Annotated in this window: 13 protein-coding genes and 1 tRNA gene; 7 read left to right on the plus strand and 7 right to left on the minus strand. The window is 54.6% G+C overall.

The features are described 5' to 3' along the window. The first annotated feature begins 10 nt into the window (after nt 1-10). A tRNA-Asn gene (locus tag G364_RS0104270) sits at nt 11-86 on the plus strand. 159 nt (nt 87-245) lie between these two features. Next, nucleotides 246-1,871 (plus strand): EAL domain-containing protein, encoded by a 1,626-nt coding sequence (locus G364_RS0104275; protein WP_019933918.1) that lies wholly within the window; start codon nt 246-248, stop codon nt 1,869-1,871. On the opposite strand, the gene G364_RS0104280 is transcribed toward G364_RS0104275, so the two are convergent. Continuing rightward, nucleotides 1,846-2,340, minus strand: a complete 495-nt coding sequence (locus G364_RS0104280) for a hypothetical protein (protein ID WP_019933919.1) — start codon at nt 2,338-2,340, stop codon at nt 1,846-1,848. The two genes, G364_RS0104275 and G364_RS0104280, sit on opposite strands and share 26 nt — an antisense overlap. A 137-nt stretch (nt 2,341-2,477) precedes the next feature. Between G364_RS0104280 and G364_RS0104285 the strand changes: the two genes are divergently transcribed. Next, nucleotides 2,478-2,873, plus strand: a complete 396-nt coding sequence (locus G364_RS0104285) for a MerR family transcriptional regulator (RefSeq protein WP_019933920.1) — start codon at nt 2,478-2,480, stop codon at nt 2,871-2,873. A 163-nt stretch (nt 2,874-3,036) separates the two neighbouring features. Here G364_RS0104285 and aroA read toward each other — a convergent pair whose 3' ends face one another. The 4 genes from aroA to gyrA all read right to left on the minus strand — a co-directional run bounded on the left by aroA (nt 3,037) and on the right by gyrA (nt 9,734). Beyond that, nucleotides 3,037-4,317, minus strand: a complete 1,281-nt coding sequence (aroA, locus tag G364_RS0104290) for a 3-phosphoshikimate 1-carboxyvinyltransferase (RefSeq protein ID WP_026344681.1) — start codon at nt 4,315-4,317, stop codon at nt 3,037-3,039. An 82-nt stretch (nt 4,318-4,399) separates the two neighbouring features. Next, nucleotides 4,400-5,500, minus strand: a complete 1,101-nt coding sequence (hisC, locus tag G364_RS0104295; protein ID WP_019933922.1) for a histidinol-phosphate transaminase — start codon at nt 5,498-5,500, stop codon at nt 4,400-4,402. Between the two features lie 408 nt (nt 5,501-5,908). After that, nucleotides 5,909-6,994: a 3-phosphoserine/phosphohydroxythreonine transaminase gene (serC, locus tag G364_RS0104300; RefSeq protein WP_026344682.1), complete on the minus strand. Its 1,086-nt coding sequence runs from the start codon at nt 6,992-6,994 to the stop codon at nt 5,909-5,911. Nucleotides 6,995-7,127: 133 nt separating this feature from the next. Continuing rightward, on the minus strand, nt 7,128-9,734 hold the full coding sequence (gyrA, locus tag G364_RS0104305; RefSeq protein WP_019933924.1) for a DNA topoisomerase (ATP-hydrolyzing) subunit A: 2,607 nt from the start codon (nt 9,732-9,734) through the stop codon (nt 7,128-7,130). Between the two features lie 177 nt (nt 9,735-9,911). Between gyrA and ubiG the strand changes: the two genes are divergently transcribed. From ubiG to yfaE, 4 genes are all read left to right on the plus strand, one after another. Then, the gene (ubiG, locus tag G364_RS0104310; RefSeq protein WP_019933925.1) at nt 9,912-10,610 is read left to right on the plus strand and encodes a bifunctional 2-polyprenyl-6-hydroxyphenol methylase/3-demethylubiquinol 3-O-methyltransferase UbiG; all 699 of its coding nucleotides are present in this window, start codon (nt 9,912-9,914) and stop codon (nt 10,608-10,610) included. Nucleotides 10,611-11,048: 438 nt separating this feature from the next. Then, the gene (gene nrdA / locus G364_RS0104315; RefSeq protein WP_019933926.1) at nt 11,049-13,322 is read left to right on the plus strand and encodes a class 1a ribonucleoside-diphosphate reductase subunit alpha; all 2,274 of its coding nucleotides are present in this window, start codon (nt 11,049-11,051) and stop codon (nt 13,320-13,322) included. Nucleotides 13,323-13,409: 87 nt separating this feature from the next. Then, complete coding sequence (gene nrdB / locus G364_RS0104320) at nt 13,410-14,543, plus strand: class Ia ribonucleoside-diphosphate reductase subunit beta (protein ID WP_019933927.1); 1,134 nt, start codon at nt 13,410-13,412, stop codon at nt 14,541-14,543. Next, complete coding sequence (gene yfaE, locus G364_RS0104325; protein WP_019933928.1) at nt 14,540-14,812, plus strand: class I ribonucleotide reductase maintenance protein YfaE; 273 nt, start codon at nt 14,540-14,542, stop codon at nt 14,810-14,812. Before nrdB ends, yfaE begins: the two co-directional genes overlap by 4 nt. A gap of 1 nt (nt 14,813) precedes the next feature. On the opposite strand, the gene G364_RS0104330 is transcribed toward yfaE, so the two are convergent. Both G364_RS0104330 and G364_RS0104340 read right to left on the minus strand, forming a co-directional pair. Then, nucleotides 14,814-15,074 (minus strand): DUF1496 domain-containing protein, encoded by a 261-nt coding sequence (locus G364_RS0104330; protein ID WP_245541378.1) that lies wholly within the window; start codon nt 15,072-15,074, stop codon nt 14,814-14,816. 410 nt (nt 15,075-15,484) lie between these two features. Further along, complete coding sequence (locus tag G364_RS0104340) at nt 15,485-15,958, minus strand: hypothetical protein (RefSeq protein ID WP_019933931.1); 474 nt, start codon at nt 15,956-15,958, stop codon at nt 15,485-15,487. Nucleotide 15,959 lies beyond the last annotated feature (1 nt).

Below are 15,959 nucleotides of genomic sequence, written 5' to 3' on the forward strand. Positions count from 1 at the left end.
AAAAAGTTGTTCCCCCTTAGTTCAGTCGGTAGAACGGCGGACTGTTAATCCGTATGTCGCTGGTTCAAGTCCAGCAGGGGGAGCCAGTTTCAAAAAGCCGGCCTTGTGCCGGCTTTTTTGTATCTAATCTTCTCTTGTCCCGTTATTGCCTTGTGGCCAGTCTTGTTATTGCTGCGCGCTTGAATCATGATAGTAATCAAGTATGTAGCATCAGCTACTGGTTCCGTTTAACAAGGATGCCAATCATGCGGGGAACCCCTTCCTTTACTACTGCCCTGCTGTCTGTCGCTGTGGTGTTAATCCTGCTGAGCTTCATATTGCCATGGCAATGGGCCCACTGGTCTCTGGCTCAGCAATTGCCCTATCCCTGGCTGATGATAGCAGTGCCGTTCGCTTTGCTCAGTTTGTTGTCTTGTGGCTGGCTGTATATTCGCTACCGCCGGCAACAACACGCATTTCAGCAACATGTGCAGTCATTGCTGCATGCTCCTGAAGAGATCATGCCTGATAGTACTGAGCTGCTGGCTCAGGATGTGCTGGCGCTTTTTCAGCGACTGCAGGCGCAACAGACAGAGCTTCAGCAAAAACTGGAAGAAGCCAGACTGCAGAGCCAGCGCGACAGCCTGACCACCCTGGGAAATCGCTTTGCGTTCCGACACCAGCTAAGTGAGCTGCTGGCCAGTGATAACCGTCTGGCGACGACAACATTAATGCTGATCCGTGCCAGCGCACTTCAGGATATCAACAGCCGTCATGGCTTTCAGGCCGGTGATCAATACCTGCAGGATATCTCCCGGCTGATCCGTAAAGTCATTCAGTCGCGCATGGGTGCGCAGGCTTATCGTATCAGTGGCAGTGATATCGCTGTGCTTGTTCCCGGACAGTGTGAGCCCCTGGCCCATACCATGGGCAATGAGTTACGCCAGGAGCTGTTCCACTATCAGGATGTACATGAGCTGGACTGTGTCGCTTATATTGGCTTTACTCAGCTGTTGCCGGGTCAGTCCCCGGAAAGCATTCTCATTCGTGCCGACTCCGCGCTGGCGCAGGCGCAAAGCGGTGAACCCAATAGCTGGCGTATGGTGCTGAAAAACAGTGACGACGAAGACATGGGTGAAAGTCAGTGGCGACAGCGTCTGCAGAGCATGCTGGATAACGATCGCATTCTGCTGGTGGTACAGCCGGCCAGACTGTTGAAACCGGCGCTGCCTGGTTATAACGAAATTTTTACTCACTTTCCAAATGAAAGTGGTGGTGTCTATCCGGCTTCTACCGTCTTTGCCATGTTACAGCGACTGGGCATGTCCATGCTGTTTGAACAAAAAATCATTGAGATGATTCTGGATCAGGTAGCAAAATGCGATCTTTCCGGACAACGCTGGGCCATTAATCTGACACCCGCAAGCCTGCAACAGGGTGCTTTTATCATCTGGCTGGAACGAGTATTGATGCGTCATCAGCACATCACCGCCAACCTGGTTTTTGAGCTGGATGAACATGTACTGGAACATCAGTTGGGCAATGGCAAGCGGCTGCTTGAAATGATCCGTCGCAGTGGGGCCCGCTCGGCCATCAGCCGTTTCGGTCATGGCTATGGCTCTTTCCGGCTGTTAAAAGACATTAAGCCTGACTATGTCAAACTGGATCCGGAGCTGGTACGTCAGCTGAAAGATGACAATGCCAACCAGCAATTCGTGCGAATGATCATCGATCTGGCTCAGCGACTGGGCTGCCATGTGGTGGCAGAAGGGGTAGAAACCGAAGAGCAGAAGCAGATCCTGGAAACCATGTATGTAGACGGAGTTCAGGGCTACCTGGTAAGCAAGCCCCTGCCCCTTGCAGAGTTTAAAGGTCTGGTGTCTTCAGTTTAAGCAGGTAATTAATCAGCTCACCCAAATGACGGTAGCGGGTGAGCTCTTCTGCACTGTAGCGAGTAGACATGGTAGACGGATTATTGCGATGTTTCAGGTAGCGCATTATCTGCAGGCGGTTAAAACCACCTACTTTATATACCAACTGTAACAACTCCTGTACCTGTTCACTATCAAGTCCGCTCAGGGTGCCATAACCCTGCTCCAGCGGCGTATGAACTGTCACCTCCACTTCCTTCAGCTGGCCCTGCTCCTGCAGATAGTCCAGCCATTGCTCCACATCCATGGGCTTGGCACCGGAAAGCAGCTCAAAGTGCCCGCGCCCGCTACGGCAATCGGACAGCAGCATCACGGCCAGCGCGTCATTATCGGCGCTGAATGTCACCTCACCCTGTTCGCTCCAGTCCAACGCCTGTATACGAATATGGGCTTGATGACCCTCGCCGTCCCTGACCTTAAAATTAAACACGCCGTCTCCGCCGGTTGCCTTAAAACATCAATCTTGGCGTAATAGCCTGTGTGAGTCAAAGCCGGACTTCACAGCCCGCCGCCATGGGTGTAAGGTTCGCCGCTCAGACTTGTTTTTATGTTGTAGCAGGAGTTGTCATGATGCCCAATAAGGAAGTTACCTACACTATCTCCGAGCTGGCTGACGAGTTTGATATCACCCCCCGTACTCTTCGTCATTATGAAGAACTGGGCCTGATTATGCCCAAGCGCAAAGGTAATACCCGCATATACAGTCATAAGGATCGTATTCGTCTCACTCTGACTCTGCGCGGCCGGCGTTTGGGCTTCAGTCTGGCGGAAATGGGTGAGTTGTTTGAACTCTATGATGCCGAGCACAGTACCCGGCCCCAGCTGCATTCCATGGTGGCCATGATCGCAGAAAAACGCATTATGCTGCAGCAACAGCAGGACGATATTGAAAAGGTGCTGGCCGAGCTCGACGCCGCCGATATCAAGGCCAAGGAAGCGCTGGAGAAAATGAAACACCACTAACTAAAAGACAGCTGTAAGCTGTAAGCCATCAGTGGTGTGGTTTGAAGGTACTGAGCCGTATTTGCAGGTAAAACTTCGCACGTGCAGGCAACGCAGAATAACTTACCGCTGACAGCTTATGGCTTACAGCTCAAAAGCGCCCCGCTTTTGCAGGGCGCTTTGATTAGTGGCTGATACTGTCGAGCTTGTCGAAATAGTCCGGGAAGGTCTTGGAGGTACAGCCCGGGTCAAGAATGATCACCGGCGTGTCACTCAGCGCCACCAGCGAGAAACACATGGCAATGCGGTGATCGTTATAAGTGGCAATCTCCGCTGCCTGCAGCTGAGCAGCCGGATTGACCACCAGGTAATCTTCACCTTCTTCCACCTCTACCCCCAGCTTTTTCAGCTCGGTGGCCATGGCATACAGCCTATCGGTTTCCTTGACCCGCCAGTTGTAAATATTACGAATACGGGTGGTCCCTTCGGCAAACAGCGCGGCGGTGGCAATGGTCATGGCCGCATCGGGAATATGGTTCATGTCCATGTCTACCGCCTGCAGCGCACCGGCATGCTCAGCCTCGATAAAGTCATCACCCCAGGTGATTTTCGCGCCCATGGCTTCCAGTACATCGGCAAAGCGAATATCACCCTGAATGCTGTCGCGGCCGATACCGGTTACCCGCACTTTGCCCTTGATGGCACCGGCGGCCAGGAAGTAAGACGCAGAAGACGCATCCCCTTCCACCAGAAAGTCACCCGGCGACACATAGGTCTGGTTACCGGTGATGTAAAAGGTCTGGTAGTTATCGTGCTCTATCACCACCCCGAATTGTTTCATGATGTGAAGGGTAATATCGATATAGGGCTTGGAAACCAGCTCACCTTTAATATGAATGCGGGTATCACCGGAGGCCATGGGAGCCGCCATTAAGAAGGCAGTCAGAAACTGGCTGGAGACGGAGCCGTCAATGTGCACATCCCCCCCCCACAGGCCCTTGCCGTTAATGAATACCGGCGGATAACCATCGGTTTTGAGGTAGCTGATATCAGCACCGGCTTCCCGCAATGCATCCACCAGATGACCAATGGGACGCTCCCACATGCGCGGCTCCCCGGTGAGGGTAAATTCACCTGAACCAAGGCACAAGGCGGCACAGAGTGGTCGCATGGCGGTGCCAGCATTGCCCAGAAACAGCGACAAGGGCTCATTGGCACTGAAGGCCCGGCCCAGACCGTGTACCACACATTCGGTCTTGTCGTCCGACAGCTCATACTGCACACCCAGTTGTTTAAGGGCATCCAGCATATGACGAATGTCGTCACTGTCGAGGAGGTTGGTCAGGCGGGTAGTACCTTGCGCCAGCGCGGCCAGCAACAGGGCCCGGTTGGATACCGACTTGGAGCCGGGCAGGTTAACCGTGCCCTCCACCCGGGCAATGGGGAATAATTTAAGGCGTTCCATAATCTTCCTGAAGATGGGATAAAACATTAGAGGCTGTCCTGACGTTATCAGGACAGCGTCATCAGGGCAAGCAGCGTGCCTGTCAGCCCAGTACCTTGCTGAGCGCTGCTATACAGCGCCGGTTTTCGGCTTCAAGACCAATGCTGATACGCAGACAGGTGGGCAAGCCGTAGCCGGCAATGGGCCGCACTATCACGCCTTCCCGCAGCAGGGCTTCATACACGGGGCCGGCATTGCGTTCCAGATCCAGGGTAATAAAGTTGCCTTTTGAGGGAATATACTTAAGACCACGTTCGTTAAAGAAAGCTTCATACATGGCCATGCCCTGATTATTAAGAGCAACTGCTTCGGCCAGATAAGCCTCATCAGCCAGGGCTGCTTCCGCCGCCGCCAGCGCCAGACTGTTGCAGTTAAAGGGCTCACGCACCCGGTTCAGTACCGACACCAGCTCGGGATGACACACCATGTAACCGACCCGCAGCCCCGCCAGACCATAGGCCTTGGAGAAGGTACGGGACACAATCAGGTTCGGATATGCACTCAGCCAGTCAATGGACGGCAGCCGCTCTTCCTCGGCCACATATTCGGTATAGGCCTCATCCAGTACCACCAGTACCGTTTCCGGCACGCGGTCCATAAAGGCTTTCACCTCATCCTTGGAAAGAAAGGTGCCTGTGGGGTTGTTGGGATTGGTGATGCACACCAGCCGGGTAGCGGGAGTGATCGCCGCCGCCATGGCGTCGAGATCATGACCGCAGTTTACTGCCGGCACTTCCACTGCCCTGGCACCGTGAGCCTGAGTGGCCATGGCATACACAATAAAGGTGTACTGGGAATAAATCACTTCCTGCTCTCGCCCCACAAAGGTGTGGAACAGCAGATCAATCAGCTCGTTGGAGCCGTTGCCCAAAATAAGTTGATCGGTGTTTACCTTCAGCTTGTGGGCCAGCGCCGTTTTCAGGGCAAAGCCGTTGGCATCGGGGTAACGGGCCAGCTCCGGCAGCGCTTTCTGAATGGCAGCAATGGCCTTGGAGCCCGGACCCAGCGGGTTTTCGTTCGAGGCCAGCTTGACGCTATGACTGATGCCAAGCTCCCGCTCCAGCTCTTCTACCGGCTTGCCCGGCTGATAAGGATGCAGACCCGGCACCCCCGGGTTGGCCAGGGCCAGAAAATCAATACTCACGTTGGCTCCTTGTATGTGCTCTGATGACCTGTTTCTTGGTCAGAATGTTTTGCCGCTTGCTGAACCGTGCACTTCCGTCGGACAAAGCGCACTGCTTCTCCGGCACGCCGTGAATACCTCCCTGTAGGCTCCACTGCGCCATCCATGGCGCAGAGGGCGCGGCGAAGCAGACACCCTTTGCCCTCCTGGGTTCAGCACGGTGTTGTCTGCCGACTTTAAACAGCCAGCACCGAAGCTTAACGAAGCAGCAGTGGGGATTGCCGGAGCCGACCATAAAATGCCATGGATGGCATTTTCGAGCGCCCCATGGAGGGGCTTGAAGCGTGTCGGCGGAGCGCAACCGCGCTGCTGCTTCGCATTACGAGTTCACAGCAATTCGTGACTTAAAGACAGCTTAAGACTTAACGCTTATTTCGCGTGCCGCTTGGCGAAGTCGTCCATAAAGTCGACCAGCGCCTGTACGCCCTCAATGGGCATGGCGTTGTATACGCTGGCACGCATGCCGCCCACAATGCGGTGACCCTTGAGCGCCAGCAGGCCGGCTTCCTTTGATTCCTTTAGGAAGGCCTCGTTCAGTGACTCATCCTTCAGCTGGAACGGAATGTTCATCCAGGAACGGGCACTGGGGTGAACCCGGTTCTCATAAAAGTCGCTGGCATCCACATAGCCGTACAGCAGTTCGGCCTTGGCCTGATTCTGCTTGCCAATGGCTTCCACACCACCTTTTTCCTTCAGCCACTGGAATACCAGACCAGCCAGGTACCAGGCATAGGTAGGCGGCGTGTTGAGCATGGAGTCGGCCTTGGCCATGGCGGCGTAGTCCATAATGGCCGGCACATTCGGGCATGCCTGGCTGAGCAAGTCATCACGTACAATCACCACCGCCAGGCCGGACGGGCCTATGTTCTTCTGAGCGCCGGCATAGATGATGCCGAACTTGCTCACGTCCACCGGACGGGAAAGAATGGTGGACGACATGTCCGCTACCAGGGGCACGTCACCGGTGTCGGGAATAAAGTCATACTCTATGCCTTCCACGGTTTCGTTCGGGCAGTAGTGCACATAGGCAGCGGTGGGATCCAGATCCCAGCTTTTGGCCAGTTTGCGCGGGCCTTCACCGGCATCAAAGCCGTCCAGCACCCGTACGGTTCCCACTTTTTCCGCCTCGGCCACTGCCGAGCGGGACCACTGACCGGTCACGATATAGTCGGCTTTGGCGTTTTTGCCCATCAGGTTCAGCGCTACAGCGGCAAACTGGCCGCGACCACCGCCCTGCAGAAACAGTACCTTGTAATTGTCGGGGATGCGCATCAGCTCACGCAGATCCCGTTCGGCCTGCTCCGCTACTGCGATATAGTCGGCACCCCGGTGGCTTAGCTCCATCACCGACACACCCAGGCCGTTAAAGTCGCGAAACTCGGCCTGTGCCTTTTGCATCACCTCAACCGGCAGCATGGCCGGACCTGCGCTGAAGTTGTAAACCATCTTTCCCATTTTCCCTGAATTAACCTGCTAATGTTGAGCGTCTGAATCTTGACGCCTATTCGTTTTACACGCCACCACAGCGCCAAGTCAAAACCAAATATGACTCTGCGCACAAAAAAGAGGCCCGCAGGCCTCATTCTGATTACTCTTCACTGGCCGGCTCAGCATCACTGGCGTCACCGGATTCCTGACCTTCTTCCCCTTCTATGGGCTCGTCGTCTTCCGGCTCTTCAATGCGCTGCAGACCTACTACCTGCTCGTCTTCTCCGGTACGGATCAAACGCACGCCGGCGGTGTTACGTCCTACCAGGCTGACTTCCGACACCCGGGTGCGCACCAGAATGCCACCATTGGTGATCAGCATAATTTCATTACTGTCATCCACCTGAATGGCCCCCACCACGGCACCGTTGCGGTCGCTCACCTTGATGGACACCACACCCAGTGTAGCCCGGCTCTTGGTCGGATATTCCTCAAGGGAAGTGCGCTTGCCGTAGCCGTTGGCGGTGGCGGTCAGAATGGCACCCTCGCCGCGGGGCACTATCAGTGATACCACACTGTCCTGCTCGCCCAGACGAATACCGCGCACCCCGGTGGCGGTGCGGCCCATGGAGCGCACCTGATCTTCATGGAAGCGCACCACCTTGCCCGCATCAGAGAACAACATGATTTCGTTGTCACCATCGGTAATGTCCACGCCAATCAGCTCGTCCCCTTCGGTCAGATTGATGGCGCGAATGCCCGAGGCCAGCGGCCGGCTGAAGGCAGTCAGCTCGGTTTTCTTCACAGTGCCGTGGCGGGTGGCAAAGAATACCGCCTTGTCATCGGCATATTCCTTCACCGGCAAAATGGCGGTAATACGCTCATGCTCACCCAGCGGCAGCAGATTGACGATGGGCCGTCCGCGGGCGGTGCGGCTGGCTTCCGGCAGCTGATAGACCTTGAGCCAGTACACCTTGCCAGCAGTAGAGAAGCACAGAATGGTGTCGTGGGTGTTGGCCACCAGCAGCCGCTCGACGAAGTCTTCTTCCTTCATGCGGGTGGCCGACTTGCCACGGCCACCGCGACGCTGGGCCTCGTAGTCGGTCAGCGGCTGATACTTGACGTAGCCCTGATGCGACAGGGTCACCACCACATCTTCCTGGGTGATCAGGTCTTCCAGGTTGATCTCGGCGCTGGAAGTGGTGATCTCGGTGCGGCGCTGATCGCCAAACTGCTCCTTGATCGCTTCCAGCTCTTCGCGGATCACTTCCATCAGGCGGGACGGGCTGTTCAGAATGTGCAGCAGCTCGGCAATCTGCTCCAGCAGCGCCTGGTATTCTTCCAGGATCTTCTCATGCTCAAGACCGGTCAGACGGTGCAGACGCAGCTCCAGAATGGCCTGAGCCTGCTGCTCGGTCAGGTAGTACTGGCCATCGCGAATACCGAATTCCGGCTCCAGCCATTCAGGGCGGGCGGCGTCGTCACCGGCACGTTCCAGCATGCTGGCCACATTGCCCAGCTCCCAGCCCTGAGCCAGCAGACCGGCTTTGGCTTCCGCCGGAGTCGGTGAGCGACGGATCAGCTCAATCACAGGATCAATATTGGCCAGCGCAATGGCCAGACCTTCCAGGATATGGGCCCGGTCCCGCGCCTTGCGCAATTCAAACACGGTGCGGCGGGTAACCACTTCGCGCCGGTGCTGAATAAAGCATTCCAGCATGTCTTTCAGATTGAAGGTGCGCGGCTGGTTGTTGTCCAGCGCCACCATGTTGATGCCGAACACAGTCTGCATCTGGGTCTGGGCATACAGGTTGTTGAGGATCACCTCGCCCACTTCGCCCCGGCGTACTTCAATTACAATACGCATGCCGTCTTTATCGGACTCATCACGCAGGGCGGAGATGCCCTCAATGCGCTTTTCCTTGACCAGCTCGGCGATTTTTTCAATCAGGCGCGCCTTGTTTACCTGGTAAGGCAGCTCGGAGACGATAATGGTCTCACGATTAGTTTTTTCGTCTACTTCTATATCAGCCAGGGCGCGCACGTAGATCTTGCCACGGCCGGTGCGGTAGGCATCGAGAATGCCCGATTTGCCGTTAATGATGCCGCCGGTAGGAAAGTCCGGACCGGGGATCAGCTCAATCAGCTGATCAATGCTGATGTGCTCATCGTCAATCAGTGCCAGGCAGCCATCCACCACTTCATTGAGGTTATGGGGCGGAATATTGGTGGCCATGCCCACAGCAATACCGGAAGAGCCGTTCACCAGCAGGTTAGGCACCTTGGTGGGCATCACCGCCGGAATCATTTCGGTGCCGTCGTAGTTGGCTACCCAGTCAACGGTCTCTTTATCGAGATCCGCCAGCAGCTCATGAGCAATTTTATCCATGCGAACTTCGGTATAACGCATGGCGGCAGCAGAGTCGCCGTCTACCGAGCCGAAGTTACCCTGGCCGTCGACCAGGGTATAACGCATGGAAAAATCCTGAGCCATGCGCACTATGGTGTCATAAACCGCGCTGTCGCCGTGGGGGTGATATTTACCTATTACGTCACCCACTACACGGGCCGACTTTTTATAAGGTTTGTTCCAGTCGTTGCCGAGCTCGTTCATAGCGAACAGCACGCGGCGATGCACCGGCTTCAGGCCGTCTCTAACATCAGGAAGCGCACGCCCCACGATCACGCTCATGGCGTAATCGAGGTAGGAGCGTTTCAGCTCTTCCTCAATGTTGATCGGCATGATTTCTCGGGCCAAATCGGTCATAGCAAGCCTTGTCCCCAGGTTATTGATTATATGGCTTTAAAAAGCGTGCCATTCTAGCACAGTTCCGGCACGACGGGAGCACGTCATCGTGACGCCGGCTTTTTCACGGCTGGCGGCTGCCCGCTGCTTGGTTATAATGGCGGCCTTAATACCTTCGGCATGTAAGGCAGCTAGCTTATGAATGTAGATCAACAGGAAATCGAAAAATTTGAGGCCATGGCGTCCCGCTGGTGGGATCTGGACGGCGACTTCAAGCCCCTGCATCAAATCAATCCCCTGCGCCTGGGCTGGATTGCCGACAAGGCAGATGGCCTGTTTGGCAAACAGGTGATCGACATTGGCTGTGGTGGCGGCATTCTCAGCGAGAGCATGGCGCAGGAAGGGGCCGAAGTGACCGGTGTTGATATGGGGCAGGAGCCGCTGGCGGTGGCCCGGCTGCACGCGCTGGAAAGCGGCGTCAGCGTTAACTATCGCCAGGCCACCGCCGAGCAGATGGCGGGCGAGCAACCCGGCCAGTTTGATGTGGTTACCTGTATGGAAATGCTGGAACACGTGCCCGAACCCGCTTCAGTGGTGGCCGCCTGCGCGCAACTGGCCAAACCCGGTGCCAACCTGGTGTTTTCCACCATCAACCGCAACCCCAAGGCCTGGCTGCTGATGATAGCGGCGGCAGAAAACCTGTTCAAAATGGTACCCAAGGGCACCCATGATCACCGCAAGTTTATTCGCCCCGCCGAGCTGTGCCGCTTTATTGAGGCCGCCGGCCTGGTAGTCAAGGACATTCAGGGGGTGGTGTACCGGCCGCTGCAGGGCGATTTCAAACTCAGCCCCGACGCCGGCGTAAACTATATGGTTCACGCCATCAAACCGGTGTAACGAGACGCTGCCGCTCTCAATGCCTTGCTTTTTGTTCCGTCACATCGGGCGCTGTCAGGCATTGACTCCTGAGTTAAAATCGGCCTTCGTAGCCTGCTGCTGAAAGATCCTGCGGATCCCAACACGGGCTGTTTTTGCAAGCCAAATATTTAAAAAAAGTTTTTTTGCAGGCCATAAAAAGACCACTGTTTTGCTAACGCCAGAATGCCAACGGCACAGAAGTTAGTGAACACACACATAAGACTTGTGCCCACAGATTATCCACAAGGCAGTGGTCTTTTTCATGGGTTGAGAATACCGCCTCAACCCACTATATTGTGCCCATTCCAACGACGACAACTATATGTTGTGTTTTTCTGGTCAGGTAACCACACTATATAGTGTGGCCTGCCGGCACGAAAAATTGCGCCACAACATCACCGGGAGAAGGTTCACCTTATGAACAAACATTTGCTGGTTACCAAACGCGACGGCAACAAGGAGCCTATTGATCTGGACAAGATCCATAGAGTGATCACCTGGGCTGCCGAAGGCCTCGATAATGTTTCTGTTTCTCAGGTGGAGCTGCGCTCTCATATTCAGTTTTACGATGGTATTCGCACCGAAGACATTCATGAAACCATCATCAAAGCGGCAGCCGATCTGATCTCCGAGCAGACTCCCGATTACCAGTATCTGGCGGCCCGCCTGGCCATGTTCCATCTGCGCAAGAAGGCTTATGGCCGTTTTGAGCCGCCCCACTTTTACGATCATGTGGTGCGCCTGACCGAAATGGGAAAATACGACCAGCATATTCTGGCAGACTACAGCCGGGCCGAGCTGGAAACCCTGAACGATCGCCTGCATCACGATCGGGACATGAACTTCTCCTATGCCGCCATCAAGCAGCTGGAAGGCAAATACCTGGTACAGAACCGGGTAACCGGCGATATCTATGAAAGCCCCCAGTTCCTGTACATGCTGGTGGCCGCCTGCCTGTTCTCCAAATACCCGAAAGAGACCCGGCTGGACTATGTGACCCGCTTCTATGATGCCGTGTCCACCTTCAAGATTTCTCTGCCCACGCCCATTATGTCCGGGGTGCGCACCCCTACCCGCCAGTTCAGCTCCTGCGTGCTGATCGAGTGCGGTGACAGCCTCGACTCCATCAACGCCACCTCTGGTGCCATAGTGCGTTATGTGTCCCAGCGTGCCGGCATCGGCATCAACGCCGGTCGTATTCGCGCCCTGGGCAGCCCCATTCGTGGTGGTGAGGCTTTTCATACCGGCTGCATTCCCTTCTACAAGCACTTTCAGACTGCGGTTAAATGCTGCTCTCAGGGCGGTGTGCGCGGTGGTGCCGCGACTTTGTTCTACCCCATGTGGCACCTGGAAGTGGAATCGCTGCTGGTACTGAAAAACAACCGCGGCGTGGAAGAAAACCGCGTACGGCACATGGACTATGGCGTGCAGATTAACCGCCTGATGTATCAGCGCCTGATCAAGGGCGGTGATATCACCCTGTTCAGCCCGTCCGACGTGCCCGGCCTGTATGATGCCTTCTTTGAAGATCAGGCAAAATTTGAACAGCTCTATGTTAAATATGAAGCCGATGACAGCATTCGCAAACGTACCGTCAAGGCCATTGAGCTGTTTTCGCTGATGATGCAGGAGCGTGCCGGCACCGGTCGTATCTACATACAAAACGTGGATCACTGTAATACCCACAGCCCGTTCGATCCTGCCGTGGCACCGGTACGTCAGAGCAACCTGTGTCTGGAAATTGCGCTGCCCACCAAGCCGCTCACCGACATCAACGACGAAGAGGGTGAAATTGCCCTCTGTACCCTGTCAGCCTTTAACCTGGGTGCCATCGACAAGCTGGACGATCTGGAAGGCCTGGCCGATCTGGCCGTGCGTGCCCTTGACGCCCTGCTCGATTATCAGGACTACCCTCTGCTGGCAGCACAGAAAGGCTCCATGAACCGCCGTACTCTGGGCATTGGCGTGATCAACTATGCCTATTACCTGGCAAAAAACGGCGTAAAATACTCAGACGGCAGTGCCATCGGCCTGACTCACAAAACCTTTGAAGCCATTCAGTACTATCTGCTGAAAGCGTCGGTACAGCTGGCCAAAGAGTTCGGCCCCTGCCCGGCCTTTAATGAAACCACCTATGCTCAGGGCATTTTACCCATCGATACCTATAAGAAGGATCTCGATGTCATCTGCCAGGAGCCGCTGCATCTGGACTGGGAGGCGCTGCGGGAAGAGATCAAAACCACAGGCCTGCGCAACAGTACCCTGACCGCCCTGATGCCGTCCGAGACCTCCAGCCAGATCTCCAATGCCACCAACGGCATAGAGCCGCCCCGTGGTCTGGTGTCGGTCAAGGCGTCCAAAGACGGTATTCTCAAGCAGGTGGTGCCGGAATATGAGCGCCTCAAGGGTCAGTATGAGCTGCTGTGGCAGATGCCCGCCAACGACGGCTACCTGCAACTGGTGGGCGTGATGCAAAAGTTTGTGGATCAGGCCATTTCTGCCAATACCAACTATGATCCGTCGCGCTTTGAGGGCGGCCGTGTGCCCATGAAGCAACTGCTTAAAGATCTGCTCACGGCTTATAAATTTGGCCTCAAGACCCTGTATTACCATAACACCCGTGATGGTGCCGCTGACGCCCAGAACGATATGCAGGAAGATGATTGTGCCGGTGGTGCCTGCAAGATTTAAGGCGTCATCACTGTCAACTTATCAAGGCGGGAATCATTCCCGCCTCTTGTGCGCAGCCTGTGCGCCTTGGATTGCGGAACGAGAAAAATGTCTTACACCACTTTCAGTCAAATTCAGAATGATCATATGAAAGAGCCCATGTTCTTCGGTAACCCGGTGAACGTGGCCCGTTATGATCAACAAAAATATGAAATTTTTGAAAAGCTGATCGAAAAACAGCTGTCTTTTTTCTGGCGTCCGGAAGAAGTGGATGTATCTCAGGACAGAATCGACTACCAGGCACTGCCGGATCATGAGAAACATATTTTTATCAGCAACCTGAAATATCAGACGCTGCTTGACTCCATTCAGGGCCGCAGCCCTAACGTGGCCATGTTGCCACTGGTATCTATTCCTGAGCTTGAGACCTGGATTGAAACCTGGGCTTTTTCCGAAACCATTCACTCCCGCTCTTACACCCATATTATTCGTAATATCGTTAACGATCCGGCCAAGGTGTTTGATGATATCGTTGCCAACGAACACATTCAAAAACGTGCCAAAGATATTGCCCGCTATTACGACGAGCTGATTGAGTACACCAACTTTTACCATCTTTATGGTGAAGGCGAGCACGAGATTAAAGGCCAGAAAGTACAGGTTAACTTGTATGAGCTGAAGAAAAAGCTCTATCTGTGTCTGATGTGCGTCAATGCCCTGGAAGCCATTCGCTTTTACGTCAGCTTTGCCTGCTCGTTTGCCTTTGCCGAGCGTGAGCTGATGGAAGGCAACGCCAAAATCATCAAGCTGATTGCACGGGACGAAGCGCTGCACCTGACCGGCACTCAGCATATGCTCAATATTCTGCGCAGCGGCGATGACGATCCTGACATGGCGCAGGTAGCCAAAGACTGCGAGCAGGAGTGTTTTGATCTGTTCAAGGCTGCCGCCATTCAGGAAAAGGAATGGGCCGCTTATTTGTTTAAAGATGGCTCCATGATAGGCCTGAACAAAGACATTCTGTGCCAGTATGTGGAATACATCACCAACCTGCGCATGCAGGCGGTAGGACTGGAGCCGGCCTTTGAGGGTGCCAAGCAAAACCCTATTCCCTGGATTAATGCCTGGTTGTCGTCTGATAACGTACAGGTGGCTCCTCAGGAGGTAGAAGTCAGCTCCTATCTGGTGGGTCAGATTGACTCACACGTCAGCCATGACGATCTGGGTGATTTTGAGCTGTGAGCAAGGTACACACTCAAGACATCTGTTTTGAACTGCAAGCAGGGGAAACCCTGCTTGACGGCCTTGAGCGCACCGGTCACGCCATTGAATATCAGTGTCGGGGTGGTTATTGCGGCTCCTGCCGTACTTCTCTGATCACAGGCCGGGTGCGCTATCAGCAAACACCGCTGGCTTTTGTGGCCAGTGGTGAAATACTGCCCTGCTGCTGCCGGCCTGAAGGCGAAATTCAGCTGGATGTTGCCTTGGCCTGTGTTAAAAAACAGGCCTGACTCAGTTCTGCTGCGAACGCTCTTGCGGCGCAAATGGATGCCAGCTTAACCGGCCGTTTTGTTCAAAGGACTTTTCCCGTTCACACACAAACCAGTGCCCGCCCATTTCAATCACAGCGCCCTTTGAATAGCGCTTGTCTTCAAAATAACACACCGGCTCGGTGCCCGTGGCCAGATTCAGCTCCACCGGTACGCTGGTGGTTGAAATAGTATTGGCCAGCGCCATTACCGGCAGCAGCGCACTCAGTATCATCCATTTCATGATGTTTTCCCCGTTACTGTATCACGGCTTTTATTCTAACATTGCTTTCCGGGCCAACGCTTGCTTTTCCGGTTTGCCTTGGCTAGGGTACTGAATATTATATTTTTTCACTTTGGGTTGGTTTGTTTTGTTGGTACTGCCGGTGGCAGCTGATAAAGGAGACATTGCCTTGAAGTAATTTTTTCGCCGTGACCATGTTGTAACTCTCGTCATCACGACATGTTTGCGCCGGCAAAAGGGAAAACGGCGCCTTTTTGCAGGCGGGAATTAACGGAGCCAAATCATGAGCAAGGAAAAAGTAAAAAAGAAGGCCCAGAAAACCCTGAAAGAGAAACGTCAGGAAAAACGCGATAAGCGCAATAACGCAGAATAATATCAGTAAAGGGCACTTACAGTGCCCTTTTTACCTTTCAGTCAAAATACCACTCCCAACGCAGCGTCTTGATCAGCCCTTGCTGCCATTCCACGGTCACTGTCTCGGTTGTTTCCACTGAACCATATTGCCAGCGCCGGTGATCACGACTGGCCGGCTTGCCTAAATGCTGTGTCATGCCGTGACCATCGGAGCCGGGCTGCAAAAATTCAGGTAACGCGGGATGCGGTTTGCTTACCAGCAAATAAATGGGCATGCCATCAGGACGCGACGCTTTACTGGATAAATAAACCTGAGCTTCAAGCCCCGGGCAAGACACTGTTTCAATCTCGTCAATCAGTCCGGGAACATGCGGATTTTCCAGCTGCCGGTAAGTCAATACCGGCTGTGCACAGGGTAAGCTGAGCACTCTGCCGGCCACCTCATCCAACCGGCTTAACGCGCGCTCCTGAGAGCTGGCGCAACCGGTCAGCAACAGTACAAAAACTGTGCCGCAGCAGAATGCATGCATA

Origin of the sequence: Oceanimonas smirnovii ATCC BAA-899 (assembly GCF_000381965.1) — a bacterium.
Classification (GTDB): domain Bacteria; phylum Pseudomonadota; class Gammaproteobacteria; order Enterobacterales; family Aeromonadaceae; genus Oceanimonas; species Oceanimonas smirnovii.

Excerpts from the sequence above, each read along its gene's own strand:
- G364_RS0104340 (WP_019933931.1), bottom strand. The coding sequence starts at position 15,958 with ATGCATGCATTCTGCTGCGGCACAGTTTTTGTACTGTTGCTGACCGGT.
- gyrA (WP_019933924.1), bottom strand. The coding sequence starts at position 9,734 with ATGACCGATTTGGCCCGAGAAATCATGCCGATCAACATTGAGGAAGAG.
- G364_RS0104285 (WP_019933920.1), top strand. The coding sequence starts at position 2,478 with ATGATGCCCAATAAGGAAGTTACCTACACTATCTCCGAGCTGGCTGAC.
- G364_RS0104330 (WP_245541378.1), bottom strand. The coding sequence starts at position 15,074 with ATGAAATGGATGATACTGAGTGCGCTGCTGCCGGTAATGGCGCTGGCC.
- ubiG (WP_019933925.1), top strand. The coding sequence starts at position 9,912 with ATGAATGTAGATCAACAGGAAATCGAAAAATTTGAGGCCATGGCGTCC.
- nrdB (WP_019933927.1), top strand. The coding sequence starts at position 13,410 with ATGTCTTACACCACTTTCAGTCAAATTCAGAATGATCATATGAAAGAG.
- aroA (WP_026344681.1), bottom strand. The coding sequence starts at position 4,317 with ATGGAACGCCTTAAATTATTCCCCATTGCCCGGGTGGAGGGCACGGTT.
- G364_RS0104275 (WP_019933918.1), top strand. The coding sequence starts at position 246 with ATGCGGGGAACCCCTTCCTTTACTACTGCCCTGCTGTCTGTCGCTGTG.
- nrdA (WP_019933926.1), top strand. The coding sequence starts at position 11,049 with ATGAACAAACATTTGCTGGTTACCAAACGCGACGGCAACAAGGAGCCT.
- serC (WP_026344682.1), bottom strand. The coding sequence starts at position 6,994 with ATGGGAAAGATGGTTTACAACTTCAGCGCAGGTCCGGCCATGCTGCCG.